The sequence below is a fragment of the Paenibacillus sp. FSL H8-0283 genome (genome assembly GCF_045040675.1).
GTDB classification, from domain to species: Bacteria; Bacillota; Bacilli; order Paenibacillales; family Paenibacillaceae; genus Paenibacillus; species Paenibacillus amylolyticus.
This window is the reverse complement of sequence record NZ_CP150295.1, coordinates 2,885,285-2,903,830: the sequence shown is the minus strand read 5'-3', so window position 1 is coordinate 2,903,830 and position 18,546 is coordinate 2,885,285. Positions and strand designations below refer to the sequence as shown.

At 47.9% G+C, this 18,546-nt stretch carries 11 protein-coding genes; 7 read left to right on the top strand and 4 right to left on the bottom strand.

The genetic code is table 11. From position 1 onward, the window contains the following. Nucleotides 1-13: 13 nt before the first annotated feature. Both MHI52_RS13255 and MHI52_RS13250 read right to left on the bottom strand, forming a co-directional pair. Nucleotides 14-1,705, bottom strand: a complete 1,692-nt coding sequence (locus MHI52_RS13255) for a hypothetical protein (protein ID WP_405159162.1) — start codon at nucleotides 1,703-1,705, stop codon at nucleotides 14-16. After that, nucleotides 1,702-8,412, bottom strand: a complete 6,711-nt coding sequence (locus MHI52_RS13250) for a hypothetical protein (protein WP_405159161.1) — start codon at nucleotides 8,410-8,412, stop codon at nucleotides 1,702-1,704. Before MHI52_RS13250 ends, MHI52_RS13255 begins: the two co-directional genes overlap by 4 nt. 232 nt (nucleotides 8,413-8,644) lie before the next feature. Here MHI52_RS13250 and MHI52_RS13245 point away from each other — a divergent pair, with 232 nt between their 5' ends. Then, nucleotides 8,645-9,784 (top strand): GGDEF domain-containing protein, encoded by a 1,140-nt coding sequence (locus tag MHI52_RS13245; protein ID WP_076249565.1) that lies wholly within the window; start codon nucleotides 8,645-8,647, stop codon nucleotides 9,782-9,784. A 103-nt stretch (nucleotides 9,785-9,887) separates the two neighbouring features. Here MHI52_RS13245 and MHI52_RS13240 read toward each other — a convergent pair whose 3' ends face one another. Next, complete coding sequence (locus MHI52_RS13240; RefSeq protein WP_405159160.1) at nucleotides 9,888-10,409, bottom strand: hypothetical protein; 522 nt, start codon at nucleotides 10,407-10,409, stop codon at nucleotides 9,888-9,890. 72 nt (nucleotides 10,410-10,481) lie between these two features. Then, a complete protein-coding gene (locus MHI52_RS13235) occupies nucleotides 10,482-12,122 on the bottom strand; it encodes a diguanylate cyclase domain-containing protein (protein ID WP_338708636.1) in 1,641 nt (546 codons plus the stop codon). Nucleotides 12,123-12,583: 461 nt separating this feature from the next. Here MHI52_RS13235 and MHI52_RS13230 point away from each other — a divergent pair, with 461 nt between their 5' ends. Genes MHI52_RS13230 through mnhG form a run of 6 tightly spaced genes read left to right on the top strand, consistent with a single transcriptional unit; the run spans nucleotide 12,584 to nucleotide 18,492 of the window. Beyond that, complete coding sequence (locus tag MHI52_RS13230; RefSeq protein ID WP_076249960.1) at nucleotides 12,584-15,538, top strand: Na+/H+ antiporter subunit A; 2,955 nt, start codon at nucleotides 12,584-12,586, stop codon at nucleotides 15,536-15,538. Nucleotide 15,539: 1 nt separating this feature from the next. Then, a complete protein-coding gene (locus MHI52_RS13225; protein WP_036608715.1) occupies nucleotides 15,540-15,878 on the top strand; it encodes a Na(+)/H(+) antiporter subunit C in 339 nt (112 codons plus the stop codon). Continuing rightward, nucleotides 15,871-17,349, top strand: a complete 1,479-nt coding sequence (locus MHI52_RS13220; protein WP_036608717.1) for a Na+/H+ antiporter subunit D — start codon at nucleotides 15,871-15,873, stop codon at nucleotides 17,347-17,349. The genes MHI52_RS13225 and MHI52_RS13220 overlap by 8 nt, the downstream gene beginning before the upstream one ends. 6 nt (nucleotides 17,350-17,355) lie before the next feature. Next, on the top strand, nucleotides 17,356-17,832 hold the full coding sequence (locus MHI52_RS13215; RefSeq protein ID WP_036608718.1) for a Na+/H+ antiporter subunit E: 477 nt from the start codon (nucleotides 17,356-17,358) through the stop codon (nucleotides 17,830-17,832). Further along, entirely contained in the window at nucleotides 17,832-18,116 is a 285-nt protein-coding gene (locus MHI52_RS13210; protein WP_017688855.1) for a Na(+)/H(+) antiporter subunit F1, read from the top strand. Before MHI52_RS13215 ends, MHI52_RS13210 begins: the two co-directional genes overlap by 1 nt. Next, nucleotides 18,100-18,492, top strand: a complete 393-nt coding sequence (gene mnhG / locus MHI52_RS13205; protein WP_017688856.1) for a monovalent cation/H(+) antiporter subunit G — start codon at nucleotides 18,100-18,102, stop codon at nucleotides 18,490-18,492. The genes MHI52_RS13210 and mnhG overlap by 17 nt, the downstream gene beginning before the upstream one ends. Nucleotides 18,493-18,546: the final 54 nt, after the last annotated feature.

Genomic DNA, 18,546 nt, shown 5'->3' with positions numbered 1-18,546 from the left:
ACCGTGATACCTCCTATTCTTCTCTATACTCCACAATGATGCTGTACTCATTCGATCGGGTTTCGCCAGCCCGTTTTTGTCCATTCCATTCATACGTGTACCTGGCAATCAAGTCTCCTTGCAGCGTCCCCACCTTCTCAGAAGCTAACTTCGCTACATACGAGATGTTCTTTTCCGTTCCAGGCTCAATCACGCCCACATGCAGAACCCGTGGTGTGGAATACTCTGATATGCTCAATTGGAGCTGACCCGTAGCTTGACCAAGCCATCTGGCACCCTCAGGTAAAATGCTCCCAAGTTGTACACGTGCCGGCAAATTCCCCGTATTCCCCACACGTACCTGAAAAGTGACGGTACCTCCCTGCTCGACCAATGTGGGTGTCACTTGAACATAAGCCTGAATTATCGGCGCTTTCAATTCGACCACAGCCTCATTAGATGTAATCATCCGCTGCACTGACCGTGAATCCGGCAATCGAAATGTATACATCAGGCTAGCATGATTCACATACCTGTAGTCATCAGGCATCGATTCATCTCGATCTGGAAGTTTCGCTTCGAACTGAATATTCAGAACCGACCGGGCTGTCAACGTCCCCAGATTAAGACCTTTAGCCAGGTTGGTTCCGGGACGTTTAACCCCATTCCAGCGCAGACTGCCTTCGACAAATGTCATACCTGTTGGCAGTACATCCAGGAGAGTTCCATCCACCGCATAACTGCTTGCATTGGAGACGGTAATATTATATTGGACGGCATCACCCAATGTGGCCGTTACCGGGAGCACACTTTTCACCACAGAGACCTGGGGCTGTATCACTTCCAGAGTAACCTGATTGGAGTAGACCATCTCCTGCTGTCCTGCCGAGATATACGCCAGTACAGCTACACTTGATATTCCCTTTGCATCGCTTCCCCCCGTAACCTGAACCCGATATTGTATTCTAATTGAGCTTCCGGGTAAAATCTCTCCAAGTTGTATGCCCGTATCAGGCGTTACTTGTGGCGCAAACATTTCATCTACGATGACACTCGCAGGTATAAAAACAATACCTTGTGGCAAAGAAATCGTTACTTGGGCATTCGGGGCTGCAATAAAACCCGGATTGCTCACGATGACGGTGTACATGACAATATCCCCTGAGAAGGTATAGATGTGATCCGCCTGAAAGGAAATCTCCAGCCGGGATGAGACCAGATTGACCTCAACGATATTGGATTGTTCCATACCCGTAACCGATCTGCCTTCTGGTGTCAAAAACTCATAGTTAACCTGTGCCTGATTCAGCAGCTTCAGTGTCTCAGGTAAACGCAAGATTACAACTTGGAAGTGGTATCGCAACGTGGCTCCAGGCGCGATTTCGGCTGGAGGCAATCCTCTCTCCGGTGATGCTCCCGGTAACGGAATACCATCACGCAGTACACTGTTGGGAAGCAGTGCCGTCTCTGCAGATAGCTGATCCAATAGGTACACTAGGGCCGTAAGATTTCCGGTGTTAACAATTTCAACACGGTAGATAAGAGACTGCCCCAAGGCAGCCTCCGTGATATTGCAGACTTTTCTGACTTCAAGCCTGGGGCCGATCCACGGTGTTACAACCGTATTCGAATAAGATACCTGTTCCAGTTCAGTCGCACCCGAGCTGAATCGAACCAGGGACTGATTCTTTAGCCAGTGGGACAACGGACCGGAAGATTGGCTCATATCACCACAACCTCTACTCTGAATGTAACCGTAACGGAAGCACCCGCAACAATCGAACCAAGCGTGATGCCTGTATTCGGATTCCCTGTTGGTCTTGGCACACCATCCACCGTAACACTTCCTGGCACAAATACTGTACCGACAGGTACCGGGTCAACCATGACCACATTATTCACCACTTCAATGCCGCTATTGGTTACTACAACGGTATAGGTGATTACATCACCAACAACAGCATCAATGGCACTTGTGCTTTTGGCAACAACAACATTTGGTGCAGATACCGGGATAACCAGAACATTCGAAGATACGCTCCCCGTCAACAGACGGCCATCGGGTGGACTAAATGTATAGTTGGCCACCGCCTGGTTAACCAGTTGCTGATCCTGTGGCAACGAATCCACAGTCACTTCGAGGGTAACCGTTACAGTAACCGTACCTCCGGACGGTATGGTACCCACAACGATACCCGTCTCCGGATTGGCACCTGGCTGTGGAACACCATCAATCAGAACACTGTTGGGAAGCAGTACCGCTCCGTTTGGTATACTGTCGATTAATGTTAAATTAACAGCAAGATTCCCACTATTGATAATTGCAAAAGAATACGTGATGGTGTCACCAATCGTTGCATTGGAGGTGCTCCCTGTTTTGGTTACGGCAATAATCGGCTGATAGATTGGTGTTACAACCGTATTGGAATACGCTGCTCCCGAGAAAACACCCGATGTGAAACTTACGGAAGACTGACTGCTTACTTCCGGTGGTGTTGGCAGTGTATTGACCCGAACTGCATACGATACCGTTATCGATGCTCCAGGGGCTAAACTACCAAGGGCTATGCCCAGCGCCGGGTTTGCCAAGGCCCGTGGAACGCCATCTACCAGGACGCTCCCAGCAACAAATGTTACGGCCGGACTGATGGGATCGGTTAACACAATATTGTTTACAGGGTCAATTCCTTCATTGGTCACAACCATTTCATACACAATCGTGTCGCCTACCACGGCATCAACTACCGAAGCTGTCTTAACTACACTGACGTTCGGAGCAGATACTTGAATGTTGAGTGCGTTGGACGTAATCGTGCCTCCAAGTGTTCTTCCATCAGGTAATGTATACGAAAATGTCGCAGAAGCCTGATTGGTAATGGACTGGCTCAAAGGTAACGTCACAATCACAACGGAGAAGGTAACTAGAGTTGTTGTGGAAACGACACCAAGCGGAATACCCGAAGCTGGATCTGCACCTGGTGCAGAAGCCCCGTTAATAATAACGCTATTAGGAACAAACTCTGTTCCTGCCGGAATGGTATCCGTTAACGTGACAGATGCGCCATAGTTCCCGGTATTGGAAATGGCGATGCTGTACACAACGGTATCCCCTACCGTTGCTATCGTCTGATCTCCCGTTTTGACTGCCGCCAGAATAGGTTGAAAGACCGGAGTTGTAACCGTATTGGAGAATGTGGTCGCTGAGAAAGCCCCTGATGTAAAGCTGACCGTGGACTGATTGTTTAACACTGCACTTGCCGGAAGCGCCGTGACCTGCACACTAAATACAACGGTTACCGTTACGCCAGGTGCGATGGAACCAAGGGTTATTCCCGTAGAAGGATTGGCACCAGGGCGCAGAACACCATCGACAAACACGCCGGTTGGCGCAAGAACGGTACTTGTCGGCACTGCATCCGTGAAAACCACATTGTTCACCGTTGCAATTCCGTTATTGGTTACAGCGATGCTATACGTTACGATATCACCAACTGATACCGCCGTTGAAGTTGTGGATTTGACGACATCGACATCCGGTGCCGATACGGTAATGGTCAACACATTGGATAGAACAGACTCCGTGATGTTCCGCCCATCCGGCAATGTATATGATAGAGCTACCGAAGCCTGATTCACCAGTTGTTGCGGACTTGGCAGCGTATCAACAACTACTGAAAAGGTAATGGTGGTCGTAGCTCCGGGAGCCACAGTGCCTGCGGGGATGCCCGTTGCTGGATTTCCTGCTGGCAGCGGTTGACCGTTCACAATAACGCTATTTGGAACAAGGATGGTTCCGGCTGGAAGGTTATCTGTCAGGTTAATCTGGGCTCCAAAGTTTCCCTGATTGTTCACAGTTATCGTGTAGCTGACTGTATCCCCAACGGTAGCATTTTGTGTACTGGCTGTTTTTTGCGCTGAAAGAATAGGCTGGTACACCGGAGTGACCACGGTATTTGAAAAGGTTGTGCTTGAGAATGTACCTGAGGTAAAACTGACCGTAGAGCGATTGCTCAACTGATCACTTGGCGGGATCGCGTCGATACGGATACTGAATGTGACCGTCGCGGACGTTCCTGGCCCCAATGTACCAAGGGGTACCCCACCTGCCGGATTGGCTCCGGGTTGCGCAACCCCATTCACTGTGACACTCCCTGTAACAAAGGAGGCTCCAGCTGGAATCGGGTCTGAAAACTGAATATTGTTCACCGGTGCAATTCCGCTGTTGGTCACCAGAATGGAATAGGTCACCGTATCGCCTACCGTAGCCGCAGTGGAAGCTGTGCTTTTGACAACAGCGACGTTTGGTGACGAGACCGGGAACGTGAGTGTATTCGAAGTGGCTGAGCCAGTCAACGTCCGCCCATCTGGAGGTGTAAATGTAAAGGATGATGTAGCAAAATTGCTAAGCTGCTGTGGGGATGGAAGTGAATCCACAACAACGGCAAACGTGACAACAGCCGTCGCCCCTGCTGCTACAATGCCTACCGGAATACCTGTTGCTGGTGTTACTCCCGGCTCTGGCACACCGGATACAACCACACTGTTGGGTACAAAAGTAGTCGCAGAAGGAATATTGTCTGTGAGAGTAACATTTGCTTCCAGATTGCCAGCATTGCTGACCGTCACCGTGTATACAACCGTATCACCTACAGTTGCATTTACGGTATTTGCTGTTTTGACAAGTGAAATCTGCGGTTGTATGACCGGAGTCTGAGTGGTATTGGACGATGATGACCCTGAAAATGAACCGGACGTGAAGCTGACCGTCGACTGATTGTTAATCTGCGAAGGAATCGGCATGGTAATCGTCACCTCAAAAGTTACGGTAACCTCGGCTCCTGGAGCCAACGTACCGATTGGAATGCCGGCGGTCGGATTGGAGAGCGGGAACGAAGTCCCGTTCACAATGACACTTCCGGGTACAAATGGGGTATTCGAAGGAAGAGGATTGACATATACCACATTATTAACGGCTACTGTGCCGTTATTACGAATAACAGATGTGTATCGAATGACATTTCCGACTACGCCATACTCTACATTGTCACTGTTGACAATCGTAACATTGGGCAGAGACACTGGAATAGTGATGGTGTTTGATGACGAGAGACCGGCAATCGTTCTCCCGCTTGGGAGTGTGTAGGCAAATGAAGCAACCGCCTGATTAATTAACTGCCTTGCATCTGGCAAACTGGTAACCGTCGCAACAAAGGTGACCGTTGCACCTGAGCCCGCTGCAATCTCTCCTAGACTGATACCCGACTCCGGGCTGAATCCAGGTGTAGGTACGCCATTAATAATGACACTATTTGTGCTGAATACTGCTCCTGCTGGAATGGGATCTGTCAAGGTAACCGTTGCAGCTATGTTACCTGTATTGTTAATTTGGATGGTGTAATTAAACGTATCGCCTACCGTCAAACTTGTTGTACTTGCTGACTTCACCACTTGGATCATTGGAAGAAATATGGGAGTATTTACTGATATTGAAGAAGAAACACCGTTAAAACTGCCTGATGTAAATGCTGCATTGGCCTGGTTACTAACCAAACCCGTAGATGGAACGGAATTCACTCGGGTCTGATAGGTCACAGTTACACTGCTTGAGCTATTCAATGAACCCACTGCGATTCCCGCAACGGGGCTTGCGCTGGGAACAGCAGATCCATTAATCGTGACACTACCCGGGACAAATTCAGAGCCGGATGGTGCATCCGAAATCACCAGATTTTGTACTGCACTAATTCCTGCGTTTGTTGCAACAACGGTATACGTAAGCACATCTCCAACTGTCGCATCCGGTGTGTTTACTGTTTTACTAATAGAAATATTGGGAGCCGATGCAGATATACGAACGATATTGGATAAGCTGCTGCCTGAGAGATTCCTTCCACTTGGAAGCTGGTACGTATAACTTGCTGTCCCTTGATTCTCCAGTGTCGGGGGAGTCGGAAGTGTGGTGAGTGTAGCGCGAAACACCACCGTAGCCGCAACTCCCGGCAGGAGGCTTCCCAGTGTTATTCCGGTTAATGGGCTTGTTCCAGGACGTGCAGTACCATTCACAGTTACCGAATTCGGGACAAACGTCAGCCCCGCTGGAATCGTATCCGTCACATTCACTTGATTCGCTATATTCCCACTGTTCGTGACCACAAGTGTGTATGCAATCTGATCCCCCAGTGTCGCATTGGTTTGGCTTGCCGACTTGTTGATACCAACAACAGCTTGGTATACAGGGGTTGTAATGGAATTGGAGTTGGAAATGCCCGTGAACGAACCAGAGCTATAGGACACTACCGCTCGATTAACTAACGAACCTGAAGCAGGCAAAGACTGCACATTCACCTGAAACGTCACCGTCGCAGAACTTCCGGCCGCCAATGTCCCAATAGAGATACCACTGCTCGGATTCGCAGACGGTACGACAGTTCCCCTTACGGTTGCACTGCCGGGAACAAAAGCTATTCCAGCAGGGATCGCATCTGTAAGTACCACATTATTAATCACCTGAATACCGCTGTTGGTCGTAACTACGGTGTACGTGAAGGTTTCCCCGACAGCAACATCGGTAACGGATGCTGATTTTACCGTGGTCACATTGGGCAATGTTACCGGAATCGTTAAGGTATTCGAGGCGATGTTTCCCGTGATCGTCCGACCATCAGGTGAATTGAAGGAATAAGAAGCTGTAGCCTGATCCACAAGAGTCGGCGGTGTTGGCAAGCTTGTTACAAGTACCTGAAAAGTCACGGTATTGGCACTTCCTGCCGCGAGGCTCCCCAGATTTACGCCGGTAACCGGATTGGCGCCAGCAATCACATTTCCATTCAGACGAAAGCTGCCTGCTACATATGAGCTACCACTTGGAATGTTATCCCTCAATGTAACGTTGGCAGCAACATTCCCTCCGTTGTTCACCTGCAGTGTATAGGTTACCAGGTCACCCACCGTGGCATTGGTGGTACTCGCCGATTTCACAATGGACAGGTTTGGCGAATAAACCGTAAGGGTGGAGTTGTTGGAAGGAATAACTCCGGTAATGACCGGCCCCCCTGCTACACTTTGAAATGTAAAGGCTGCATTGGCCGAATTCACCAGTTGCAGGATGCTTGCATCCTGACCGATGAGTGCTCGATAGGTTACAACAACACTGCTGGATAAAGTTAACGAACCCAACGGAATGCCTGCCGTCACATCAAGTGTTGGACGGGATACACCTGCAACCGTGACACTGCCTGGAATAAAGGTAAGACCTGCAGGAAGTGAATCGGATAAAACAACACTGGCCGCACTCGCAGTGCCTGCATTGGTAACGGTGACCGAATATAGAATACTATCCCCGGCAACTGCACCGGCGGCGACCGTTGCCTTAGCCAATGTGATTTTGGGTGCATTAATATCAACTTGAATTGCATTGGCGTTGACAATGTAGGCATCCCCCGAGGTCGTTAATGTCAACACCGCAGATGACTGGTTATTGATCAGTCTTGCTGAAACATCCACATTGGTAATATCCCAGCCTTGACGTCCACCGATAATATTTGTACCTGGAGCTCCGTTGATCTGATTTCGTGTCCCAAACGTTCCTGTTGTATTAAGCGCTCCGGTATCTCCGTTAATCTGAGAAGCAAAAAAGTTCGCAGCTAGATTATTGGGCCCGGACAAAGCAACCGATGTAGCTGAGGTTGGCCCGAATAATGCCTGGTCACCGGTCCGGTTTGCGTCTCCCTCCTGCGCACTGAACAGTATTCTTCCTCCCAATACACCGGAAAGGGGCGTTGCAAATCCAGTCAGTGTGGTAACAACAGGTGGTGAAGTGGATTGAACGAGTACGCCGCCTGCACGCAAAGACATGTTGCGAAAAGGCAGATTAGGATTCTGATAAATGACTCCAAGTGTCCACCCCGCATGATTGGCCGTGGAATCATTTGTAATAACTATAGTCCCTACCACTGCACCGGTGATATATGTACCTGCTCCCCCATTTTGTACAAGTGTGGTTACGTTGGCGGAACGTACATAGCCAGCAGCACCGCCCCCCAGATCAAATTGATTGTAGGTAAGTGGATCAGGGGTAACACTGGAAGTCCCTGCGGGTGTAATAAACGTAACCGGATTGTTGATGGCAGCACTCAGATTGACTGTACCATTGATGTAACTGCCGCCCCAGATCAATTCTGCATACAGAACGCTACTTCCAGCAGGTAGTGTAAGAATGGCTGCTGAACTGTTGCTCTGATACAGGCTTGTCGTTCCCAGTGGATAGGTGCCGTACTGGAGGCTGGTGTTGGTTGTGATAAAACCTCCAATACTGTCCTGTGTTCCGGGTACTCCCGCTGTTTCCGAACGACTCAGTCCAAGCGTATTTCCTGTAAATGTAATTGCTCCCGTAGCATTAACGGTTGAACGAACGACAAGAGGAATGAAGATCACCTCCCCTTCATCAATGATTTCCTACATATGGAACGGAGCCATGTATATAGTCTATGAGTGTATTGTTGAGTTTTGTTTGTCCTCCATAAAAAGTTTGTGACAACTCGAAACTTCTGTGAGTCTTGTTCTCACATAACAGTTAAATACATTTGCGTTTTGTTCATTGTGATTTATAATTATCATATACGAGAGTAATTCTGTCGTACCATTATGATGCAGTCAGCGGTGATATATGAAAGGTTTCCATACGCATAATAGCCACATTCCAACAGAGTACGAGTTCAAACATTCCAAATGGATCCAAAAAATGCTCCATGCCTACTGGATTGTTATCATTGCACATTTCGCCATTCAGATTGGCTGTTTCCTGTTTCTGGAGTATGATCGCACACCTACAGATTTCTTGATGAATGTCCTCTTCTGGCCTACGGCCGTCAGCTGTTCATGCATTTTGTTCGCAAGTTGGGTTGATCGGCGCTTCAGTTCATATTCCTTTTACACCATGTCTATAGCCAGCACGGTTATCGCCTGGACGATTATTCATGTCAATTATGACATCCGAATTATATTAGCAATCTGTCTGTTGCCCATCTTTGCTTCGGTGCTGTTTTTCAGTAAAAAGAGAGTCTGGATTGTCTTTCTGATGCAGATGACTGGTTACTTTTTGGTTTTGTTCGATCCGGCCTACAGGTTGTACCTGTCTTCATTTGACATGGTATCCATTCCTGCTTTTCTAATCCTAGGTACATATGTAGCACAGGTTATCGTAACCAGCGGCGTTGAGGTGCTCGATGATCTTCATGCCAGCATGCTTGCCAAGCAGGACCTTATTGTGCGAAATGCCATTATGACCAAACAGTCCAAAACAGACGGTCTAACCAACCTTTATAATCAAAGCTCATTCAAGGATTATTATGAAAAAGCATTTGAGTATGCCAACAGTGGCATGAGTCTGCATCTGGCCCTGATCGATATTGATGACTTCAAATCCATTAATGATACGTATGGTCATCGGGTTGGAGACATCATTCTGGAGAAAGTGTCCCTGATCATTCAGGAAACCATTACCTCAAGTGATATTGCAGCACGGTACGGGGGCGAAGAGTTCGCCTTATTGATGTTTGAGCAATCTTTCAAGCAGGCCTATGCCTTGGTGGAACAGATTCGTCAGAAGATTGCCCTGATGGGTCATCTGGAACTTGAAGGAGCTTCCATCACGGTGAGTATCGGTCTCAAAAGCTACAGCCCTAATCTAACCAAAGACAAATTGTTCGAGGAAGTGGATGCCTGTCTGTATGCCGCGAAACGAACAGGTAAAAATAAAACCGTAACATCACTTGATCTGACTTCGTCCTTGTCAGAGAAAATATAACTAAAAAAGTTGTGCTGTACACCGGAATTCCGGTTTGTACAACACAACTTTTTTTGGGTTTGAATACGATCAGCAGGCTGATCTTCTTCATACGTCTATGTTTTCATTCCGCCCATTCCCAGCGATGACGATTTTGCTCCAGCCTAGGATGCAGGTATTCGGACGATCCGTCAATGATGAGACGCAGCTCTTTGATCCAATCCTTGAAGGAATCAAATGAAGCAAACATATTCGCCATCTCTATCGTCAAATAAAGAAAGTGAGGGGCTGGATATTCCGCAGTGATATGGCGCAGCGCGCTATCCACAGGTGTATATTTCTTTCTCTTACCCTCAAGCCCCTCCACACGTATACGTGAAGTTGGATGTTCCCGCCGCCAATCATGCAGGCGGTCTTCTCTTTTGTAATATGCCTGTATCGTATCCTTGCTCATTCGTTTAAACGTGCTCTCGTGTAAAGGATACAGCACAAGCTGTATGAATGAACGGGTATCTACCGTTGCAGCGGCTCGCTCGAGTTGCTCATCGGTCACATGTTCAAACGAGTCATAAAAAGTCAGTGTACCTTTGCGGCTGGCCGCAGGTGGCTCATAACCATAAGGTACAGTTGTATATTTTCCAGACAATTTCACCCCTCCTTGTCTATACGCTTATTCGCACAAAGGTAATTGGGATAACCCCGCTAATGTTATTATACGCTAACGATCCTGCTTCAACTCGGAATAAAATGTCATTCTGTTCTTGCCTGCACGTTTGGACTCATACAAAGCTTCGTCCGCCATCCGGATAATCTCACTTGGGTTGTCGCTGTTGGTTGGATATTCAGCTCCTCCAATACTACATCCAATTCGAATTCGCTCGTATTCGATAATAAACGGCTTGTTCAGGCTTTGAATGATGGCTTCTGCATAAGCCATGGCTTCTTCCCTCGGATGACTTCCAACAGACTGAAGTACAATCAGGAATTCATCTCCGCCCAATCGGACAGTTATCCCCTTCACCTGACCAAGAGCAGACAGTCGCTGGGCCACTTTCTGTAACAGCACATCTCCAGTCTGATGTCCAAGTGTATCGTTGACCCGTTTGAATCCATCGAGATCCAGATAGAGAAAAGTCAGCGTGTGATTTTCACTTTCGGTCTCCAGAGACTCCTCCAGATACACTTCAAGGGCAGTGCGATTTGGCAGTCTAGTCAACTGATCAAAATGCGCCAGATTCTGCATCACGACCAGCTCTGAGTTTTTATTCATAAGAGAGGTCAGCATATCCCGAAGCGAACGGGACAACACTTCAATCTCCTTAATCCCCTTAATCGCAGGAATCTCAAGCTCTTCCCCTGCACGCAGTCGATTGGCTACTCTGGTAAGACGCACAAGCGGGGCAGAGATCAGACGTGAGACAACCCAGCCAATCAGTGCAAACAGCACGGTAACGGCGAGTCCAGACCACACATTAAACCACATCAGGTCAAACACAGAAGCAAAAGCAGATGACTTGACTTGACGAATGACAACGGTCCAGCCTAATCCGGGATAATCCAGATGACCCTGGCTGTAGGCAAACCCTGTCACATATTCATTACCGTCAGGCCACTTTTCAATGGACCAACTGCTCTTGTTGAGCTGGGCCTCTTCGATGCCAGGCAACACCAACGGTTTACCGACCCATTCCTTCGGCCCGAGCAACACTGTATGTTCCTTTTTGCTTACGATAAAAAACTCAATGTCCTTTTCTTCCCTTTCCAATGGGGCAAGTACAGATTCCTCGACTTCCTTCGCCCATTCCCAGCTTAAATGTGCAGCGAGCACACCTTGAATCATTCCTTTGCTATCCTTCAGCGGAAAACTGATATCGACAAATTGCAACGGCTCTCCCGTTGGATTCGGAAGCAGCTTGGCAAGAAGTACTGCATTATGCACATCTCCAATGAATTTACCCTTGATTCCCTCCTGATACACAGGTCGCTCTGATAAATTTTCCCCAAGCAAGATACCATCCGTAGCAGCTAACACTTTTCCCTTCGGGTCCATGAATCCAACCCATGAGAATGAGGGAAAGCTATCTTGTAACTGATCCAGCAGCATCTGAATCTCATCAGGTTGGAATTCATCTTCCAACGAAGCCATTTGGCCCAGCAGGTCCAGTTCACCCGCACGAGCGGACATGAATCGATCCAGCTTGTCCGAAGCCTGTGAGGCCGTGCCTGTAAGCGAGTGACCAATCTCAGTCTCTACAGCAACAAATGACTTTTGGCTAAAAATAGACCCAATCGTCAGGGTAACCAGCAAGGATAACACAGCAAAGATGACTGTAAGCACAGTTCTAATTTTGAATGACATTACTTCCTCCATTACACGGTGAAACCATCTTGCTTCTCAACATAACTATGCTGTAAAGAGTACACGGAATGTCACCTCGGACGTGTCTCAAAACTCGCTGAAGTGCATCTTTTACCGCCTTTTCGCCCCCTGCTGCGTCACTTTCCCTTGACGTGCCCCGGCACGCCTGCGGAAAACTTCCTGGCTTGGAACGAAAATTCGGCAAAATCTGCTTCTTCGGAGTTTCAGACACGCCCTAATCGTTTTCATATTTATCGGAACTTGTGTGTTTTTTTATTATACATGCCCATACAATATTATACTGAAATCTTCACCGTGTTTCTTCCATTCAAAGAATAGACACGATTCTGTATATACATACTTGGGTTATGAATATAGAGAGCAAGCATATCCTTCAAAGGATCATGCGCCTGTATGTCACACAGAGAGAAGTCGAAATTCTAAACATTGGGGGTGTAATGTTGAGCCTGCTTCATGTTGCTGTTATTCTGCCTTTTGCCGCTGGCATTCTTCTTGCCATGCTGCATCGTTTCTTCCGTAAATTACATTTGGGATGGCCGGTTCTCCTTGTCCCGGCACTATTATTTGTATACTTTGCGAGTCTCATACCCGCTGTGTCACAGCGCAATACCGTATCCGGAAATATCCCGTGGATCCCTTCATTGGACATTGGATTCAATCTGTATCTGGACGGTCTGAGCCTCATGTTGACACTGCTAATCACCGGAATCGGTGTCCTCGTTGTTCTCTACTCCATCTTCTACATGGATATGAAAGAAGCGCTGAACCGTTTCTACCTGTATCTGTTGATGTTCATGGGAGCCATGTTGGGCGTGGTACTGTCTGATAATATGATCGTGCTCTACGGATTCTGGGAATTGACCAGTATTACGTCATTCCTGTTGATTGCATTCCATTACAAACGTAAAGCCTCAACTTCAGGAGCACAAAAATCATTCCTGATTACGGTATTTGGCGGTTTCGCCATGCTTACCGGATTCATGATGATGTATCTCATTACCGGAACATTCAGTATTCGTGCAACCATTACAGGATTGGGTCAGTTTCAGGAAAGCGCACTATTTCTACCCGCACTTATCTTGATCCTGATTGGAGCTTTCACCAAGTCAGCTCAGTTCCCGTTCCATATCTGGTTGCCGGATGCCATGGAAGCTCCGACACCTGTGAGTGCCTATCTTCACTCAGCCACCATGGTCAAGGCCGGACTGTACGTTGTAGCACGGTTTACACCAATCTTCGGTGGACAGGGACTCTGGTTCTGGCTCGTTACCGGCGTTGGTCTTCTGACTTTGTGTTATGGATCATTCCTGGCGGTGAAAAAAAACGATCTCAAAGCGATTCTTGCCTATTCGACCATCTCTCAACTTGGTCTGATCATGTCCCTCTTAGGGGTTGGATCTGCTGCTCTCTACTTCGGATATGGCGAATCCTCTGCGATGTACACTGTTGCAATAACCGCTGCGCTGCTTCACCTGTTTAATCATGCAACCTTCAAGGCCGCTCTGTTCATGGTCGTAGGGATTGTTGATCATGAAACGGGTACACGTGACATACGGAAGCTCGGTGGACTTGCTTCATTCATGCCAATCACATTCACCGTGGCATTGATCGGCTCACTTGCCATGGCGGGTATTCCGCCCTTCAACGGATTCCTGAGCAAGGAGTTATTCTTCCAGGCGATGGTGGAAGTCACGCATCTACGAATCTTTGGACTTGGGTCCTGGAGTGTTCTATTGCCGGTATTCGCTTGGCTTGCAAGTGTGTTTACCCTGATCTATGCGCTTATTATCGTGTTCAAAACATTCCTCGGTCGTAGCCAAAGCGAGATCCCTGCCGAGAAGCTGCACGAAGCGCCCGCTGGCATGCTCATTCCGCCTGTTGTTCTAGGTGTTCTTGTCGTTGTATTCGGACTCTTCCCGAATCTGCTGGCCGGATCACTGATTGAACCGGCAATGGCCGCTGTGCTTCCATCCCTCTTGAATGGGAATGAGCGCTTCGATGTACATTTCTCCCTGTGGCATGGATGGACTCCGGAACTGATTATGACAATCGGAGTTGTGATTCTCGGAATCACTCTCTACAAGCTGTTGCCACGATGGAGGAATATTTATGAGCATTATCCACAAGGATTAACAATTAACAATATGTACCATGTCGTGCTTGATAATCTTCAGCATTATGCACGCAAATGGACGGAAGCCTATATGAATGGCTCGGTTCGTAATTATCTCGTTTACATTTTCTCATTCACGGTCGCGTTGCTGGTCTATGCCTTCTTCCGTTCAGGAGAAAATATTACCTGGAATCTGCAAGGCAATGCACCTTACTCATTTTATGAGGTGGTACTACTAGTCACGCTCATCGGTGCTGCAGTTTCGATTCCTTTTGCCAAGAACAGACTATCGGCAGTCATTATGACTGGAGCAGTTGGTTACCTTGTAACTCTGCTATTCGTACTCTTCCGGGCGCCGGATCTGGCGTTGACACAGATGATTGTTGAGACGGTATCCGTTGCATTGTTCCTGCTCTGCTTCTACCATCTGCCTGAGCTTCAACGTGGCAAATCAAGCCGCAGTTATCTCACGGTAAATATGATCGTAGCGATTGCAGTCGGAATCGTGATGACTTTTGTTGCATTGGCCGCAAGCGGAACAGCCTCACTGGACAGCATTTCTACTTTCTTCCTTCAGGAAGCCTATGACTCAGCTGGTGGTAAAAATGTCGTGAACGTGTTGCTGGTAGATTTCCGTGGCTTCGATACGTTATTGGAGATTATGGTGCTTGGCGTTGCTTCGTTATCTATCTACTCCATGATTAATCTGAACCTCGAAGCAAAAGATCTTGGAGCCCGCTTGAAGTTCCGTAAGAAGGACGAGAGTCAGGATTCCGAACCTGCTCTGGATGATGAAGCGGACAATACGAAAAAGTATGGTAACCGGGAACGCAGCTCATCCTCGTGGGATACTGTCCCCTTGCAGAGTAATGATGTATTGCTACAAACGACCACCAAGGTTGTTGTGTTCATCATACTGACGTTTGCCATGCACCTCTTCTTTGCAGGTCACCACAATCCGGGCGGAGGTTTCATCGGCGGCTTGGTCACAGCGGCAGCGCTCGTATTGATTGCCCTGGCATTCAGTACAGATACGATACGCAAAGCGTTACCGGTTGACTTCCGTATGCTAACAGGAATCGGATTGGGTATAGCTTTACTCACGGGTGCGGGTTCATTTATATTCGGAGTCCCGTTCCTAAGTCAAACCTTCGGCTATTTCGAACTTCCTTTGCTGGGAGAGACAGAACTCGCTACAGCCATGCTGTTTGATCTTGGCGTGTATCTCGCTGTCCTGGGTGTCACCATGACCATCATTCTACAGATCGGGGAGGATCGCTGATATGGAAATATTGATGTGTGTAGCCGTTGGCATTCTGTTTGCGGTTGCCGTCTTTTTAATCTTGTCGCGGAGCCTGCTCCGCATCGTACTTGGCATGTCCATACTAACCCATGGTGTGCATCTGCTCTTGATCACCATGTCACGTCTCAAAACTGGGGCACCACCACTGCTTGGGGAGATGGCTGAACGTTATGTCGATCCTCTTCCTCAGGCTTTGATACTAACTTCGATTGTTATCAATTTTGGACTCACTGCGTTTTTCTTTGTTCTCTCCTATCGTTCTTATCTGAAGCTGAGAACAGACGATATGGAAGAAGTAAGGGGGCGCCCATATGAATAATCTCGTCGTTCTGCCCATTCTGTTGCCTTTGATTACAGGTGTTCTGGCTCTGCTATTTTTCCGGAAAACGAATATCCAGCGGATCATTAGTGTCATTGGACTTTTGTTTACAGCAGCGGTCTCAACGATACTCATTACGCGGGTAGCTCAGACTGGAGTTCTAACGCTTAATATGGGTGGATGGGCACCTCCCTATGGTATTGTGCTTGTTGCGGACATGGTATCGGCGCTACTTGTCGTTGCCGCTTCCATCATTGCACTGGCGTGTCTGCTGTATGCGTTCCGCAGTGTGAACAAGGAGCGGGAAGAGCACCACTTCTATCCGTTCTTTCATTTTCTGATCGCGGGCGTTAACGGTTCATTCCTAACCGGAGATCTGTTCAATTTGTTTGTCAGCTTTGAACTGATGCTCATCTCTTCCTATGCACTGATCGTATTGGGAGGTACGGAAAGACAGCTTCGGGAAACGATCAAATATGTCTTGATTAACATCGTTTCTTCAGCTCTTTTTGTCGCTTCCATCGGCTTCCTCTACTCCATAACTGGCACACTGAACATGGCAGATTTGTCCGTCAAAATTGCTGAAGTGGGACAGAGCGGAGTCATTACCTTAATTGCTGTTCTCTTTCTGATCGTATTTAGCATCAAGGCCGGACTGTTCCTGTTCTTCTGGTTGTCGGGCTCTTATGCGGCACCACCTGCTGTTGTCACTGCATTGTTCGCAGGATTGCTTACAAAGGTTGGCTTGTACGCGATTGTGCGAACATTCACACTGATCTTCTATCATGATCCTGATTTCTTCCATGCACTAATCGGATGGATGGCTGGAGCAACGATGGTCCTGGGTGTCATCGGTGCGATCTCATACCGCGATGTAAACAAGATTCTCATCTACAACGTGGTCGCAGGTGTAGGGTTTGTCGCTTTTGGTATGGCTGCGGCCAGTCGCCCTGCACTGGAAGGTCTGCTCTTCTATATGCTGCATGATATGTTGATCAAAACATTGCTCTTCCTGCTCGGCGGTGCCTTGATCGCTGTTGCCGGAACATCCAAACTCGACAACATGGGCGGGTTAATCCATCGCTATCCGCTGCTAGGCTGGATGTTCTTCATTAGTGCACTTGCCTTGGCAGGTTTGCCGCCATTTAGTGGATTTCCAGGGAAGTTGCTTCTCTTTGAAGGAGGCTTGCAGGCAGGCTTGTATGGTCTTACCGGCATTGCGGTGCTTTCGAGCTTGTTGATGTTATATTCGGTACTACGCATCTTCATACAAGCGTTCTGGGGCGAACCACCTGCCGGGGTTACAAGACGCCCTTACGCGGTGAACGGCCTGCTGATTCCTGCCGGAATTCTGTTTGTATTCATCATCGTAATGGGTGTGGGGGCTGAAGGCATGTTCCAATTGACCTCCCGCGCAGGCGATATTCTACTGCATCCCAATATTTATATTGATGCCGTATTGAAGGAGTAGATGTCTATGGCCTTTCAGATTGTACTGAATCTTATCATTGCTTTTGTATGGATGTTTCTGAACAACGCCTGGAATGGTGTTGGTTTTCTCATAGGTTACCTGCTCGGACTGCTTCTCATCGGGGGGATGCGCAGATTCTTCCCCCAGCGCTTCTATATTGTGCGAGTCTGGGCCATTTTCAAACTAATTACACTGCTGTTCAAGGAACTGGTGCGAGCCAGCATTGAGGTTATACGCCAGATTATCAAGCCCAAGTTAGATATAAGGCCCGGTATTTTTACGTATAAAACTCAATTGTCCTCGGATTGGGAAGTTACTCTGCTCTGCTTACTCATCTCATTGACACCAGGTTCTCTGCCGCTTGAGATCTCGGGTAATCAACGTAAACTGTTTATTCACGCACTGGATATCAAGGATGAACAGAAAATGAGAGATGATATCCAAAATACATTCGAAAAAGCAATTATGGAGGTGACGCGTTAATGTTATCCTCACTGTTGTTCATCTCATTGCTCATTCTCTCCTTAGCCATTCTGGGTTGCTTGTACAGGGTGCTTCGGGGACCATCCATGGCTGACCGGATCACGGCACTGGATACCATCGGTATCAATGTGATTGCCATCGTTGCCGTTCTGTCGATGATGCTGCAAACTCAAGCCTATCTGGATATTATCTTGCTGATTGGCATTTTGGCTTTTCTAAGTACAGTGGCATTTGCACGTTATATTGAACGGGGGGCGGTATTCAAAAATGATGGAGATCGTTAAAGTAGCCGCTGAAACCGCTATAGGTCTACTCGTACTGCTCGGTGCACTACTCAGTGCACTCAGTGCATTCGGACTTATTCGTCTGCCTGATGTATATCTACGTGCCCATGCCGCAACCAAAAGTATGACACTTGGAGTGTTCTGTGTATTAAGCGCTACATTTTTCTACTTCTGGTATTTCGATAACTATATCAGTGCCCGCTTGTTGTTAGGTATCCTGTTTGTATTCATCACGGCTCCGGTCGCCGGACATCTGAACGGACGGGCCGCCTATCGCACAGATGTACCACTGTGGGAGCAGAGCGTGCAAGATGAACTGGAACCCTTGTTAAAAGGAAAAAAAGTGAACCATGAAGCCAAGGATATGATGGAGTAATCCCCAGCCTAGGCATAACAAATCCCCCGAGGATCAGCCGCCCGTTTCGCGGGT

Excerpts from the sequence above, each read along its gene's own strand:
- MHI52_RS13255 (WP_405159162.1), bottom strand. The coding sequence starts at position 1,705 with ATGAGCCAATCTTCCGGTCCGTTGTCCCACTGGCTAAAGAATCAGTCC.
- MHI52_RS13220 (WP_036608717.1), top strand. The coding sequence starts at position 15,871 with ATGAATAATCTCGTCGTTCTGCCCATTCTGTTGCCTTTGATTACAGGT.
- MHI52_RS13225 (WP_036608715.1), top strand. The coding sequence starts at position 15,540 with ATGGAAATATTGATGTGTGTAGCCGTTGGCATTCTGTTTGCGGTTGCC.
- MHI52_RS13210 (WP_017688855.1), top strand. The coding sequence starts at position 17,832 with ATGTTATCCTCACTGTTGTTCATCTCATTGCTCATTCTCTCCTTAGCC.
- MHI52_RS13235 (WP_338708636.1), bottom strand. The coding sequence starts at position 12,122 with ATGTCATTCAAAATTAGAACTGTGCTTACAGTCATCTTTGCTGTGTTA.
- MHI52_RS13215 (WP_036608718.1), top strand. The coding sequence starts at position 17,356 with ATGGCCTTTCAGATTGTACTGAATCTTATCATTGCTTTTGTATGGATG.
- mnhG (WP_017688856.1), top strand. The coding sequence starts at position 18,100 with ATGATGGAGATCGTTAAAGTAGCCGCTGAAACCGCTATAGGTCTACTC.
- MHI52_RS13245 (WP_076249565.1), top strand. The coding sequence starts at position 8,645 with ATGAAAGGTTTCCATACGCATAATAGCCACATTCCAACAGAGTACGAG.